The following is a 14,665-nucleotide window of genomic DNA, read 5'->3' as shown; positions in this document are numbered from 1 at the left end:
GTTTATAATATTAATTTCGCCTGCTTAAAAATTGATTAAAAAAAAACCGCCCGAAGGCGGTTTTTCTACGAATACCTGATTTTATTTATTTTGATTTAGCGTCAGCTTCTTCTTCCTTTTTGACTTGTTCTCCATGATATTTGTGTGTTCTGAATATCAGGAAAGCAGATAACAAAAGAAGCAACATGATAATTGCCAATCCACCTGCAGAAATCATGAGCGCGAAAATAAAAGAAATAACAAGAGCAAAAACGGCTGTAAGAAACCATCCACCAACCACTGTCAGCACGCCATTAACTCTATTTACAGCGTTATCATGTTCCCAGGCTCTGTCAGCAAGAGAGGTTCCCATCGCAACAATGAATGTAACAAAAGTTGTGGATAGCGGTAGTTTCAAAGATGTTCCAAATGAAATCAGACTGGATGCAACCACAAGATTAACCGATGCTCTTATAAGGTCGAAAGAAGGTATTTTGCCATCCGGTCCCGGTTCCGGCTGATATTTTGATTTATCAAAACGGGAGTTAATCCAATTGGTCAGAATTTTAGGTGAAACAGATTTGAACATATCAAAAATGAAAAGTGTGGATTTTACCACATTTTTTGCGATGCTGGACTTCTTGAATTTTTCCTTCCCTTTTCCTTGTCGGGAAAGATTAACTTCTGTTTTTGTCACAGTATTGGATTTTTTCGATTTCCATATTGTAACGATCATTATCACACCCGATAAAACGAGTATCAGAAATGGCACAGCACCGCCTTCTTTTAAAGACGACATCATTGTATTTGAAGGATCAGAGTCAAACGAAACACTTTGAAACGCCTGATAGCCTGCAAGAGGAACACCAATAAAATTTACCAGATCATTTGCAGCAAATGCAAAGGCTAAAGCGAATGTTCCGAGAATAACGATGGGTTTAAAGATATTTATTTTAAGGATATTATTCAGAATAAAGAATAAAACCAAAGAAATGGCAAAAGAATAAGCTAAACTCTCAAGAATGTGATGTGTCACCCAGTCTGCAAAGGCTGTATGTTCAAAAATGGAACCCTTCAAACCTTTGGAGAATAAAAAGAACGAAATGAGTGAAAATGCCACAGCACCAAAAATTGCACCATACTTCTTTATTCTTGGTTTGTAATCGAATGTAAAGATCATCCTTACAAAATATTGAACAACCAAAGAAACATTAAACGATATTATCACGGAAAGAAAAATCCCGCTGATTATGATAAATGCTCTTTCGGTGTTAATGAAAGTCATCACACTATCTAAATTGCCCGATGTGGATAAAACATTAAATGTTGCTGTCCCCAGGGCTGCCCCCAGCAGTCCAAATACCAGAGAAACCGTCGTAGAAGTGGGTAATCCAAAAGTATTGTAAAGATCAAGAAGCAGTACATCCGTAAACATTACAGCTACAAAAAGGCCCATCACTTGTGCAAAATTGAACATCTCAGGATTGAAGAGACCTTTCCTTGCCACTTCCATCATTCCACTCGAAAACAGAGCTCCACCAAGAACACCCAAACTTGCGAAGACAAGTATAATATGTCTCGGAGCAACTTTGGAACCGATGGCTGAATTTAGAAAGTTAACTGCATCATTAGCAACACCAAATATCAAATCAGAAACTGCAAGTATAAAAAGAACAAAAACTATAACTAAGTAATAAATTTCCATGATTTTCTCATATGTGAATCAATTGCCATAATTTTAAAATAATGGCTTCGAAATTTACTTAGACTCAATTTGAATTTTAACAACAGTCAGATTAACAAATTATTAACAATTGTTCTTTAAGACTAAATTCTGGCTCCGGGTCTATATCCCCGATAAGGGAGTGATGACTGAATTGAAATAAACGCTTTTGAGTCGATCGACTCAACAAGTTTCATGAGATGTCTTTGTTTTTTTCTGTCAACGACAGATATGAGCATTTTGATGTTACCGGTGAGACCTTCTGCCGGAAGAATCGTTACTCCGAAGGCAGACGACCTGAGTTCTGCTGCAATTTCGTCCGATTTCTCCAAAGAAAAAATTGTAACCTGGACAAATCCCAGTCCGATCTTTTGTTCGAACCACACCCCGATAACATTTCCAAGCCCGTAACCTGTTGCATACCCAAGTATCATCCATGGATTGTCATTAAGATACGCAAAAATCTGACTGACTGCGATAACCCAGATTGCAGCTTCGAAGAATCCGACAAATCCTGCAAGATATTTTTTGCCCTGAACAACGAGTATGGTTCTGAGTGTTCCCAGACTAACATCGCAAATCCTTAAAAGTCCGACAATAATCGGACCGAAAGCGCCTTCAAACATGTGTATTCCAAAAAGTATTAAAACAAAATATCAATATAGCAGTTCCAGTTCTATTTGGTTAATAAAGACCCCAGTCTCCCTGTTCAAAATACCGGTAAAGAACCGGCTCAGTAAGATTATTTACCTTAATTTCCTCATTATCTTTCAGAGGAGATTTACCAAATGAGATGAGGGCATCTAACACATTGTTATTTAACCAGTTGGTTATATGCTCATCAATTTTAATTTCATTATATTTTTGTTTGAGTTGCTCCCCGTTAAGCGAAGTCGAACCGATGATATACCCCCACTCCCCCATTGTTGGAACATGATTTCTCATTCTAAGCGTACTGAAACCGGATGCTTTAATCGTTGTATCAATACAAAAGAAAGCCTTCGCAGCGAAATATGGACTACATGCCTGGGTTATAAATATTCCATCTTTTGAGAGATGTTTTTGGACAATCGAATAAAACTCTTTGGAATACAGACGACTGATATCGGAATTTCTTGGGTCAGGGAAATCTGCGATGATGACATCGTATAGACTATTGCTTTCCTCCAGATACCGAAAAGCGTCCGTGTTAATGATTTTGACTTTTTTGTTATTCAGAGAGCCCTTATTAATCTCGAGGAGTATATCGTTTTTTTGCGCGAGGTCGGTAATTGCCTTATCAATATCCACAAGATAAATTTCCTTCACGGCAGGATATTTCAGGACTTCCCTTGCTGCACAACCGTCTCCACCGCCAAGTATTAGTACACGATCCATACTCCCGGACATTTGAAGAGGAATATGGACGAGGGGTTCGTGATAAAGCGATTCATCGTAAGTGCTAAATTGAACACTGTTATTTAAGTAGAGCCAGTGATATTCTTTCCATTTTGTAATAACAATTTTCTGATATTTGGTCTGCTCTTCATAAACAATATTGTCGAGGTATTTTAACTGCTCGGAAAAACGGATTATTGGATTCGAAAATATGGCACCTGAAACAATGATAATAGTAACTGAAATAATCAATGTTCCCATCGCAATTTTTGAATATTTAAATCGCTCGCGAAGGTGCAAATAAAGCAGTAGTGCTACTGAGAAATCTATCGCACCCAAGATAAAGGGAGTGTAAGTCAGTCCGATGATCGGCAAACCAACAAAAGCGAAAAAAATGCCACCGACCAGACTTCCATAGTAGTCTTTTTCCAGTACATTCGCGATATTGACCCTCAGTTCTTCGAACTCTTCGTTCAGACGGGTTACGATTGGAATCTCCAGTCCGATCAATAATCCGATAAAAATAGAGAGTGAATAGATTGTAACTCCCCGAAATTCAGGGAATGCGGATATCGAGTAGACAATTATTGCTGAAAATGAGGTCGCTATAGAGAGTGTAAACTCAATCAGGATGAATTTTTCGAGTAAATTATGTTTAATAAATTTACTTAAACTGCTCCCAAGCCCCATGGAAAACAGCATCAAAGAGACAATAAGCGTCCATTGAATGACCGAGTCTCCAAGAAAATATGCAGCAAGAGTAGAGAGAATATACTCCGCCACAATGCCCGAAACTCCTGTGGCAAAGAGACATAACTTTAAAAGGTTGGATTTTTTCACAAACCTATAGAGCCCAGCCTATTAGTAGTGCAGATCCTATATAAACAAAAGCCTCTATCAGGCCGGCACCAGTATTTGGCACTGACTGTCCCTGAACTTCATAACTTAATCGCTTGCCGGGAAGAATCACCTTATCCGTCAGGATTCTGACCAGAGGAAGCAAAACAATACCAATCAATAGATCGACCACAACATCAGATATGAAATTTTCCCAGCCCGGAAAATCACCAAACATCGCTTCATTGATTATTATGGATATGGCAATCAGGATACCTGCGAATCCAAGTCCAACAGCCACATTGTCCTGTTCTATCTCTTTTAAATAATCGTATGGAGTGATAAACTGATATAAAAATGAAAATAAAATAAGAGCAAACTGGCCGATCACCCAAAATGCAATCGCTGTCAGAATACTTCCGCCTTCACCTGAAACTGCACTCGAGACCACAAGTCCTGTGGCGATGGATGAAGCACCAAGTACAACCGCAGTTCCGGCATTTCTGTCCACAGTTATTTCTTTAGGAGCATCAATCTTCCGCAGTATAAACCAGTCATTTATATATGCAGAAATATTCAGCAGTATGATGGAAAGAAGCCCGTAAATGGCAATATCTATCAAATCATTTACAAGTCCTCCGGACGGTCCGAAAAAGACTCCTCCGATTGATATGATTACTCCCGCAAAATAGCTCGCAAAAACTATCGCAAATGCAAAATTATCTTTCTCGACGAGTTCATCTTTTACATTATATTTCGGATTGAATAACCTGAACGCAAAGATACCGAGAAGCATCAGAATAACTCCTGCAGCAAAATAGACTGCAGCTGTGAGCAAATGGTCTAAAATCATCTCATTTACCTCCCGATCCACCGCGTGATCTGACATTGGGAGTACCTCTGCCAACCGAACGGGATACTTTGTTGTTTACTTTTTCTTTGAAGCTCTGCGAACCGGACTTTATTTTCGAAATCTTTTCACCGAATGATGCAGGCTTTGTTTTGGTTGTGTATGAACCGTAAGTACCGTATTTATAACTTCCTCCCGACATAGGACCGTAATACGGTTTTCGGTTTCTGTAGTTTCTGTTATAATCATCGTACTCACCGCGGAAAACCGATCCTGATGCAAGGTTCATCATCGAACTGAGGAACATGTACTGTCCGTAAAACTGCCAAAATGAACCGGAACCGCTGTTAACCCAACTCCCGTACTTTGGATTACCCACATAATTATTGTAACCAGCCGGGGCAATGGCTTTGCTCACCTTTCCGTCAGCGCCCTTGGATGCAATTTCCATCCCGAGATAGTTCTCATTTTCCCAGAAGACTTCCTCGCTGACTTCAATCCAGTCGGTGGTCTCATCTTTTATTTTGATCGAGTCAAACTGTTTTATAATCTGATATTTATGTTTGTAGTCCTTAAAGAATGTACCGTCAACATCCATATCGCTCAGTATGATCGAATACATAGGGACTTTTTCATTGTTAAGCTTTGTAATCAGATCATCGACAGGCGGTTTTTTGTACTCTTTGCCACAACCTGCAAGAAAAAGGAGCATAAGAGTTGCAAGAAATATCTTTTTCATTTAAATCTTTCCGGGGAAAATGTTGCTGATCTCATATTCTTGTACCACCCTGCCGATACTTGCCTCAAAGTCTTCTTCACCCCATTGTTCAATCGACAAAATATACTTTCCTGTTTCATCCCTGTAGTCCCAACTGATGAAGGGTTCCCAGGTGTTGCCTGAAATATCCCTGAAATTTCCTGCAGCTTCAGCTTTTCTGAAAAAAGTCCTGCCGCTGAATTCAATTATCCGTCTCGGTTTTTCCTGTTCGATAATTTCTTCAATCAAATTTTTGTCAATATTATTGATATCCACTTCCTTCATCACGGTAATCTCGATTTCGTCGTCTTCTTCGACATGCAAATATGCAGTGGCATCAGAGGATTTTATTTGGAACTCAAGAGTAAAAAAATCATCACCCCAGTCATATTCAAACTCCTTTGTTACTTCCCAACTTGCCCCTTCAACATCAAGAATAAATCCTTTTCTTAGGTCTGTGACTTTAAGGTTGGTCGGATCGTACGACGGCTGTTCTTCCTCTTTTTTCTTCTTTTTAAACCAGTTAAAAACCATGCTGACATCCAGTTTTGATAAAAAACAGGGCACCCTGAGAAGGATGCCCCAAATAAGTGATTAAGGTTTTTTCAGTTTGCTCTTAAGATCTTCAAGCAGAAGGTCGCCCTGCAGGTCAGTCTCGGAAAGAGCTTTATCAATTTTTGTATTGAGACCCTCATTCAGACCTTCCATTTCAGCATAAGCCTGAGCAAGAGTTTCGTCAGCTTCCACTTTTTGTTTCATTCTTTCCAGCATTGCAATAGTACTGTCTGCATCGATTCCTGAAAGCTGTTTATTCACCTTCTTCATTGATTCAGCAGTTTTGGCTCTAGCTTTAAGCGTAATAAGATCATTTTCCTGCTGTTGAATGGTCCTTCTTAATTTTTCAATTTGCATCTGAAGTTTTCCAATCATTTCATTCTGCTTTTCCAGATTGATTGCAGATTCAGAGGCTTTTTTCACACTGTCTTCTTTTTGGATCAGGGCTTCTTTTGCGAGCCGTTCTGCCTCTTCGGGAGCCATCTGACCTGATTCTGCCCGCTGGAGAAGAAGAACAGCTTTTCTTTCCCACTCAATCGATCTTTCATTGTAGAGATTTCTGTCTCTTTCCATTTTGATCGCCTGAGCTTTTACTTCGGCGAATGCCTGCATTGCTTGTGACAGATTGTTCTTAAGATCCCTTATCGCCTGCTCCGACATCTTGATTGGATCTTCGAGTTTGTCGATCACTGTATGGGCTTCTGCTTGACCGATTTTAAACAGCCTTTTGAAAATACTCATCATGTTCTCCTCTATTTGCAAATTTCAATAAGAAAATCAGTATGCTCTGCCATCGCGAAATGGATGGATGACATTGTGCCTTCAACTTCGTTTTCATCAAGATTCTCCAATTGGAGGGTGTCTCTAAAAAGAAGCGTGTTATTAACCTCTTCAAGGACGAATGCCCCGTGAACAAGTTTTCTGTTTACTTGAAGGAGTTTTTTGTAAACATCTTTTTCATCTTTTTTGAGTTTTCCAATGTACTGTTCGAAGATCAAAAGAGGGTTTTCGCAATCTATAATCAGATTCGAAATGCCCTTGTCTGTATCATCAACAATCACTATTTCCTCTTCCGGTATTTCCCTTGAGATGTGATATCCCAGATTAATTAAATAATTTTTTACCAATTCATATTTTGAAGACATATTTTTTCCTCGAATGATTTAATTTTGTTCGAAATATAATTAAAAATCTGCTAAATTATACTCTGTTTTTGATTAAATTTTATAATCGCTGACAAGCGGCGAATTTTTGCCATGATGAACAAATACACCCTGATTTTTGAGCTTTGTAATTGTAAAGGTCACGATCTTTACGATAATGAGAAAATCAGCTCTGTTTTCAACTCGCTTCTCAAGAGATCCGGATTTTCAATAGTATCATCTATGAAGCACGAGTTCACTCCACAGGGCTTGACTTTCGTATCCATTCTTAGCGAATCTCATGCATTGGTCCATACTTTTCCCGAGGAATCAAGACTTTCCATCGACTTGTACACCTGCTCCGAACCCGATAAACTGGAAATATTTATTGAGGAAGCACTTCAGGAATTTGAACCGGGAAAATACTTCTTCAAAGTCGTCGACAGGAATAAAATAGTTGAAGTGTAACTAAGCATATTTTTGAATTATACTTTTCACACTCCCCAGATATCCTGACCCAAACAGATTTAAATGATTCATCAGATGATAGAGTTGATATAGCTCTTTTCTCTCTTTGTATTGGTTATACCGGCTATAACTTTCGAAATACGCCCCGTAAAAGTCGCCATCAAATCCTCCAAACAGCTCCGTCATCGCGATATCTGTTTCCCGGTCACCATAATAAACTGCCGGATCGAAGATAACAGCTTCCCCGGTCTCATCCACCATTACATTCCCAGACCATAAATCACCGTGCAGCAAGGACGGTTTTACCGATTTATCATCAATTAATTCAGGCAGTCTTTTTAACAGAGAGTCAAATTTTGTAGCCAGCAATTTATCAGTATAACCGTTTTGGCTCATAATTCGAAATTGAGGCATAAGTCTTTTATCTCTGTAAAAATCGACCCAAGAGTCCATAAATGGAGTGTTTTTCTGCACAGAGTCACCGATAAAATTATCTTCATGGAAACCGAATCCGGAATCGGAAACTGTCTCATGGAAAAAATAGAGATCTCTGCCAAAATTTTCCCAAAAATTAGACCGTGCTCGCCCTTCTTTTATCATTTCCATTACAAGAGTATTCCCGGAGCAGGCAAAGACTTTTGGAACACGAATCTGACTTTGTTTTGCGAGTTCATTTAGCCCTGCTGCCTCCACTTCCGCCTTCAGATTCCCACTTTCACTTTTGTAAGTTTTTACAAAATATTGCGTGCCACTTGCTCCTGCATAGATTGCAAAATCAGCGATGCACCCACCTCCTGCCCTCCTCACAAACTTGACATCTTCACCTGTCAAATCTGATAAATAATTCATTTTGGATTGTAATGATTAAGCAGGTAATTAAGTAAATTATCACATCCATCCTCGAGAAGGTCGATTACATGATGGAATGCCTCAGGTCCGTCATAATACGGATCCGGTACTTCATTTACATTCCATCGAGTAACAAAATCGGTCATCATTCTGATTTTTTCGCGATATGTGCCATCTGAATCCAGCGATGTAATGTTATAATAATTTGATCTGTCCATTGCCAAAATAATGTCATATTCTTTAAGATCATTTGCGGACAGTTTCCTTGCTCTGTGAGGTGTGATATCATAACCTCTTTCATTACAATGTGTTATCATTCTTCTGTCAGCCGACTCACCAATGTGGTAACCTGCTGTCCCTGCTGAATCTATCTCAAAATTACTTTCCAGTCCGGCGATTTTAGCTTTCTCACGAAACACTCCCTCTGCAGCAGGTGAACGGCAGATATTCCCAAGACAAACAAACAATACTTTCACTTTTTCTTCCATTTTTTTTGAATTCTTTAATACAAACATACTTTAGACTGCCCGATTTTAAAAGAACATTCGTTAGTAGAGTCCTTGCAAATAAATTTTCACTAAATTTGGAATTGAATTAGAATAAATTTTGGATCAATATGTCATATAATGCCGTTACGGTTAAAGATCTGCTCGCCGGAGGAGAAAAATTTGAAGGCGAAAAATTAAAACTTACCGGTTGGGTAAGAACTTCGCGCATCTCCAAGAATTTTGGATTTATTGAATTAAATGATGGTTCCTGTTTCAAGAATCTTCAGGTTGTGTTTGATGATTCAATCTCCAACTTTGAAGAAATTGAAAAAATTTCCATCGGTTCATCGCTTGAGATAAACGGAGCATATGTTCGCTCATTGGGCGACAAACAACCTTTCGAACTAAAAGCTGATGAAATAAAAGTGGTCGGCTTTGCTTCACTCGATAACCCCATTCAGAAGAAAAGACATTCTTTCGAATTCCTCAGAACCATCGCTCATCTTAGACCCAGAACCAATACCTATATGGCAACTTTCCGGGTCAGATCGATAGTTTCATATGCAATTCACAAATTCTTTCAGGAAAAAGGCTTCGTTTATGTTCATACTCCGATCATAACAAGTACAGATGCCGAGGGCGCCGGAGAAATGTTTCGTGTAACTACACTGAACATTGACAATCCCCCAAGGGATGAAAAAAAACAGATAGATTTTTCGCAGGAGCTCTTTGGAAAACCATCATTTCTTACCGTTTCAGGACAACTTGCGGTAGAAGCATTCTGTTTTGCTTTCAGAAATGTTTACACTTTTGGACCGACTTTCCGTGCTGAAAATTCAAATACCGCCCGTCATGCAAACGAATTTTGGATGATTGAACCTGAAATAGCATTCGCTGAGCTGGAAGATGATATGAGGCTGGCACAGGATATGATGAAGTTCGTCCTGAATGAAGTAATGACTCAAGCACCGGATGAACTGGAATTTTTTAACAAGTTTGTTGATAATGAACTCCTGTCCCGTCTTGACAATGTTTTGAATTCAGATTTCGCAACGATCACATACACTGAAGCAATCGATTACCTGAAAAAATCGGGTCATACATTTGAATATCCCGTTGAGTGGGGAGAAAATCTCCAAACGGAACATGAAAGATATATTACTGAGGAAATCTTTAAGAAGCCCGTCTTCGTTATTGACTATCCTAAGGATATAAAAGCTTTCTATATGAAGCTGAATAGCGACAACAAGACTGTAAGAGCCATGGATTTACTGGTTCCCGGTGTTGGTGAGATAATCGGAGGAAGCCAGAGAGAGGAAAACTATGAAGTCCTCCATCAGAAGATGCTTGCGGTTGGAATTGTACCTGAAGAGTATGAGTGGTATCAGGACATCAGAAAATTTGGATCATTCCCTCATGCAGGATTCGGACTCGGTCTTGAGCGTGCTGTCATGTACCTTACAGGGATGAAAAACATCCGTGATGTAATTCCCTACCCAAGAACCCCCAACAATCTGTTATTCTAAATTTACAGGCGGTCAGATTTAATGATGATTTGATCGCCTTTTTCTTTTTTATACTCTCGATTTCTGTTATCTTGCTTTAACAATTTTAAAGATTTTAATGGAAAAAAGCCTTAATCGAATATTCGTCCTGCTTCTGTCTTTTGCTGTAGTGTTAGCTTTCTATCTCCTCGCGACATTCTCAGCAATTATTATTCCTCTTACTTTCGCATTTCTTGCTGCAACCATGTTTCAACCAATTACAATTTTCCTTAGAAGCAAGAAAGTGCCGTTTTATCTCATAATCCCCTCAATTTCATTTATAACTTTGGGGGTGTTGTTTATGATGTACCTGATAATTTCATCGACCTTTGGTGAGATTGGCGCACAAAGCGATGACTTTGTGCAAGTGCTGATAGTAAAAATTGACAGATTGCTTAATGGCATCGAAAATGTAATAAATCTTCGTTTTCATACAACAGTAGATATTGAGAAGGAATTGACCCAACTTCTCTCAAAAGATTTTATTACTACAACCGCTAAGGGACTGGTCTCCTCATTCACCGCGTTCACAAACAGTTTTTTCTGGTTCTCAATTTATTTTGTCGTTTTCCTTTTTGCCCTGCCGAACTATAAAAGATATTTGAGGTATGTGGCAGGTGGACAAAATCTTGAGATGGTTACCAGTGCTTATCTCACTATTCAAAAATTCATCTACTCTTACGCCAACATAAAACTCTTCATCAACCTGATAGTTGGTATCCTCGTCTATACAGTTTGCATAATTTTTGGAGTCAAATTCGCATTTTTGTGGGGATTTGTAGCTTTTTTACTTCACTTCGTCCCTTTTATCGGGGCAATTATCTCAGTACTTTTCCCTTCACTGATGGCACTTGTGCAGTTTGATAATATTTTTGTTCCGGGCGTGGTTTTTGTCCTGCTCACAACAATCCAGATGGGTATGGGAAACATTCTTGAACCCATTTTGATGGGAAACAAACTAAGATTGAATACGATCACAGCAATGTTTGGACTGGTCTTCTGGGGAAGTCTGTGGGGTGTGAGCGGATTGTTTCTCGGCATCCCGATGCTGGTAATTTTTAAGGTGATGCTGGAACAATTTCCCGAGACTGCGATGTTTGGCAGAGTGATGGGATTTCCCGAGGATACAGAAGGTAAAAGGATGCGGAGCTGGGATCCAACCACGATTATTACAAAAAGTTTTAGAGTAAAACCTCCGTCTGAAACTAAAACGGACGAATAAAGGTTATTTTATTATCACTAATTTATGGAGAACCCATGGCAGAAATTACACTAAAAGGAAACAAGATAAACACCATTGGTTTCCTTCCCGAAGAAGGTACTGATGCACCTGATTTTAGTCTCGTAAATACTTCTCTTGCAGAAGTATCACTCGCCAATTACAAAGGAAAAAAACTGGTTTTGAATATTTTCCCCAGTCTTGATACACCTGTTTGTGCTTCATCTGTACGCAAATTCAATGCTGAAGCTTCAAAATTGGAAAACACAGAAGTCCTTTGCATCTCAATGGACCTCCCGTTTGCTCACTCAAGATTTTGCACAACCGATGGCCTTGAAAAAGTAAGTGGACTAAGTGGATTTAGAAATTCCTCTTTTGGAGAAGATTACGGTGTCACCATTGTTGAAGGAGGACTGTCCGGTCTCTATTCCAGAGCAGTGGTAGTTGTGAATGAAGAAGGTAAAGTTGTCTACAAAGAACAGGTACCTGAAATCGCACAGGAACCTGATTATGCTGCAGCACTTGCCGCTTTGAAATAGTCTTTATAAAAGTTAGAAAAAAAGAGCCGGTTCTGTTGAGCCGGCTCTTTTGCTTTTAAATTATTTCAACAGAGTCATTTTCTTGAATGATGTGAAGATTTTTCCGTCTCTTACACCTGTTGCCGAAAATCTGTAAAAGTAGTTACCCGAGCTCAAACCATACTTTTGCATATCGATTGTCATCGAATAAAAACCCGGTTCGTTTATCCCCTTATAAAGTTCGGCAACCTTCGATCCGGAAATATCAAAGAGCTCAATATTGACTGATGCGAGTTCTGCAACAGCAAAATCGATCCTGGTTGCCGGGTTAAACGGATTAGGATAATTCTGCGAAATATTGAATTCAGCAGGTATTCCTATTTCCACTTCACTCGCGAGTTGATAATATTTAACTGAACCGTCATGATCGATCTGTTTAAGGCGATACGAATACTTGCCCGCAGCAAGTCCCTTATCAACGAACGAATATTCGTTTAATGATAACGAGGTACCTTTGCCGGTCACAAAACCTGCCGAAACCCAATCACTCGTCGCAATTGATCTCTCAACCTGGAAACCGCTGTTATTCTTTTCTGATGCTGTTACCCATTTCAATGTTACGGAATTTCCTGTGACATTGGCAACAAAAGATGTAAGTTCAACCGGGACAGGATTGGTTGCCTCATCAGCTCCCCTGTAAGGAGCAGTGGCATTCCTGATCTGGTTATCGATATCTGATGTTATTTCAGGAACAGGCATGCCTGCAAGATCGGGATCACCATCGGATGGTGGCAGAAGGTGCAAATCTGTTGCAGTAGTGTACGAAATGTCTTTGAAAATGGTATTGGTCTCATGTGGCGAAGCACCGGTTTTGTACTGACCAATGTCATTATATAATGTATTTCCCCAGCCTGCGTGGAAATTATCAACTGAACCTGTCGAATAAGCTACATTATAGTTCATTTCAGCGATACCGTTTGGAGCAACGAAGCTGCCGGCGTGGAAGCCACCTGCAACACCACCTGTTCTTGTATTTCTGAAAAGATTGTTTCTGATCTTAAAGACAGCGGTATCATTACTCGAACTCTTTGCAAATGCTGCTGATAAAACGGTAGCTGTGGTACCACCGCTGTGGACACCACCGATATTCACAGAATTAAAATCGAATGAAAATGTAAATGGAATTGAACCGGCTACAAGAACTCCATAACAGGCGCTTACATTAGCGGGACCATTCTGATCAAGAGCAATAAAATTATTGTATATCTTAAAGTTGGCATCTCTGCCGGGAGTTATGGCAATACCTCGCATTTGTGTGGAGCTCGTGGATGAACTGTTCATCCCAAAGATTTTATTACCTGATATGGTCATATTCTGCCCGATTACTGCACCGGTAATAATTCCTGACACGATAGTGTTGTTATAGCCTTGTGTCTGGTAGATTATATTATTTTTGACCACCACATCTGAACATGCCGAGAGTAACCATATACCGGCATATCCCCAGTTAAATATTTCATTCTCTTCAATAACCAGAAATCTATTGAAAACAGTTACGGTGCCACTCGATGCTATCCCGGTTCTGCTTCCTTCAATTTTGCAATTGGTCACTTTGTTATAGGAGTTGCCTTCAGGATTGTTGGCTGAAGTGGAGAATAAAATAACACGGGGACCTGCAGAGTTCTGCAGGCTGTTTTTTTAGCATGTAGATACCTTAATTCATTGTATGTCGCGCCATTAATAAAATTGATTGTGGTGGTATTTGCACCGGACAGTGTGGTGTTTTCGATATAGAGATTTATTGAAGAGCCGGTTCCACCCGCTCGCCCGTCGATAGTAATAAAATCTCCACCGTCAAACAGAATCACAGGAAGACTTGCCTGAAGCGAAGAAATTGTCACCAGATTTACTCCGGCTGCCGGTCTGATTGTGATCCTTTTCGAAGAATCTATACCTGCCTTTTGAGTTAAGGAAATTGGAAAGGTCTCGTTGGCACCTGTGTAACCACCGGTAAGTTCTATTATATAACCCTGTGTCATTGGTGTTACGATCGCACCATATGCTTCAGTAATTGAGGCATGTGTGCTGATTGGCGAACCGCTGCCATCCTTCAGGGCGACCGATGCCGGTTGTGTCAGAGCATCAGTGGTAAAGAGAGTGAAAAACAAAAAAACAATCTGAATCGTTTTTTTCATGACTTCTCCTGTGTTAGTGTGATTGATTTGAGAGTATTGATTTGATATACAATTTTAGTTTTTGTCCTGTAAATTTCAGGAACCATAGCGAAGTTTTGAATTCAAGAATAAATGAATGTTAAATTAATGTAAAAAAGTTGAAATATCATGCTGTGTCTTCAAAA

16 protein-coding genes are annotated in these 14,665 nt (G+C 39.5%); 4 read left to right on the top strand and 12 right to left on the bottom strand.

The window, feature by feature from the left end:
- Positions 1 to 85: 85 nt before the first annotated feature.
- The 8 genes from J0L60_08035 to J0L60_08000 form a co-directional block, all read right to left on the bottom strand.
- On the bottom strand, positions 86 to 1,684 hold the full coding sequence (locus tag J0L60_08035) for an inorganic phosphate transporter (GenBank protein ID MBN8546068.1): 1,599 nt from the start codon (positions 1,682 to 1,684) through the stop codon (positions 86 to 88).
- A 122-nt stretch (positions 1,685 to 1,806) separates the two neighbouring features.
- On the bottom strand, positions 1,807 to 2,328 hold the full coding sequence (locus J0L60_08030; GenBank protein MBN8546067.1) for a DUF2179 domain-containing protein: 522 nt from the start codon (positions 2,326 to 2,328) through the stop codon (positions 1,807 to 1,809).
- Between the two features lie 58 nt (positions 2,329 to 2,386).
- Complete coding sequence (locus tag J0L60_08025) at positions 2,387 to 3,919, bottom strand: polyamine aminopropyltransferase (protein ID MBN8546066.1); 1,533 nt, start codon at positions 3,917 to 3,919, stop codon at positions 2,387 to 2,389.
- Between the two features lie 4 nt (positions 3,920 to 3,923).
- A complete protein-coding gene (locus tag J0L60_08020) occupies positions 3,924 to 4,769 on the bottom strand; it encodes a DUF350 domain-containing protein (protein ID MBN8546065.1) in 846 nt (281 codons plus the stop codon).
- Between the two features lies 1 nt (position 4,770).
- Positions 4,771 to 5,505 carry a hypothetical protein gene (locus tag J0L60_08015; protein MBN8546064.1) on the bottom strand — a complete coding sequence of 245 codons (735 nt, stop codon included), beginning with the start codon at positions 5,503 to 5,505 and terminating at the stop codon, positions 4,771 to 4,773.
- Positions 5,506 to 6,057, bottom strand: a complete 552-nt coding sequence (locus J0L60_08010; GenBank protein MBN8546063.1) for a DUF4178 domain-containing protein — start codon at positions 6,055 to 6,057, stop codon at positions 5,506 to 5,508. It lies immediately after the preceding gene.
- 60 nt (positions 6,058 to 6,117) lie between these two features.
- Positions 6,118 to 6,819 carry a PspA/IM30 family protein gene (locus J0L60_08005; GenBank protein ID MBN8546062.1) on the bottom strand — a complete coding sequence of 234 codons (702 nt, stop codon included), beginning with the start codon at positions 6,817 to 6,819 and terminating at the stop codon, positions 6,118 to 6,120.
- An 11-nt stretch (positions 6,820 to 6,830) separates the two neighbouring features.
- Positions 6,831 to 7,223 (bottom strand): YbjN domain-containing protein, encoded by a 393-nt coding sequence (locus J0L60_08000; protein ID MBN8546061.1) that lies wholly within the window; start codon positions 7,221 to 7,223, stop codon positions 6,831 to 6,833.
- A 111-nt stretch (positions 7,224 to 7,334) separates the two neighbouring features.
- Here J0L60_08000 and J0L60_07995 point away from each other — a divergent pair, with 111 nt between their 5' ends.
- On the top strand, positions 7,335 to 7,688 hold the full coding sequence (locus J0L60_07995) for an S-adenosylmethionine decarboxylase (protein ID MBN8546060.1): 354 nt from the start codon (positions 7,335 to 7,337) through the stop codon (positions 7,686 to 7,688).
- On the opposite strand, the gene J0L60_07990 is transcribed toward J0L60_07995, so the two are convergent.
- Complete coding sequence (locus J0L60_07990; protein ID MBN8546059.1) at positions 7,689 to 8,537, bottom strand: fructosamine kinase family protein; 849 nt, start codon at positions 8,535 to 8,537, stop codon at positions 7,689 to 7,691.
- On the bottom strand, positions 8,534 to 9,013 hold the full coding sequence (locus J0L60_07985) for a low molecular weight phosphotyrosine protein phosphatase (protein ID MBN8546058.1): 480 nt from the start codon (positions 9,011 to 9,013) through the stop codon (positions 8,534 to 8,536). The genes J0L60_07990 and J0L60_07985 overlap by 4 nt, the downstream gene beginning before the upstream one ends.
- Positions 9,014 to 9,153: 140 nt before the next feature.
- Between J0L60_07985 and asnS the strand changes: the two genes are divergently transcribed.
- The 3 genes from asnS to tpx all read left to right on the top strand — a co-directional run bounded on the left by asnS (position 9,154) and on the right by tpx (position 12,327).
- Positions 9,154 to 10,551, top strand: a complete 1,398-nt coding sequence (asnS, locus tag J0L60_07980) for an asparagine--tRNA ligase (GenBank protein MBN8546057.1) — start codon at positions 9,154 to 9,156, stop codon at positions 10,549 to 10,551.
- 97 nt (positions 10,552 to 10,648) lie between these two features.
- Positions 10,649 to 11,791 (top strand): AI-2E family transporter, encoded by a 1,143-nt coding sequence (locus J0L60_07975; GenBank protein ID MBN8546056.1) that lies wholly within the window; start codon positions 10,649 to 10,651, stop codon positions 11,789 to 11,791.
- 35 nt (positions 11,792 to 11,826) lie between these two features.
- Positions 11,827 to 12,327, top strand: coding sequence for a thiol peroxidase (gene tpx, locus J0L60_07970; GenBank protein MBN8546055.1), 501 nt, complete (start codon positions 11,827 to 11,829; stop codon positions 12,325 to 12,327).
- Positions 12,328 to 12,387: 60 nt separating this feature from the next.
- Here tpx and J0L60_07965 read toward each other — a convergent pair whose 3' ends face one another.
- Complete coding sequence (locus J0L60_07965) at positions 12,388 to 13,917, bottom strand: hypothetical protein (GenBank protein MBN8546054.1); 1,530 nt, start codon at positions 13,915 to 13,917, stop codon at positions 12,388 to 12,390.
- Positions 13,914 to 14,501, bottom strand: coding sequence for a hypothetical protein (locus J0L60_07960; protein ID MBN8546053.1), 588 nt, complete (start codon positions 14,499 to 14,501; stop codon positions 13,914 to 13,916). Before J0L60_07960 ends, J0L60_07965 begins: the two co-directional genes overlap by 4 nt.
- Between the last annotated feature and the right edge of the window lie 164 nt (positions 14,502 to 14,665).

It is taken from the genome of Ignavibacteria bacterium (assembly GCA_017302895.1).
GTDB lineage: Bacteria > Bacteroidota > Ignavibacteria > Ignavibacteriales > Ignavibacteriaceae > UTCHB3.
Note: the sequence above shows the minus strand (reverse complement) of the source record. Positions and strands in the feature narration are given on the sequence as shown.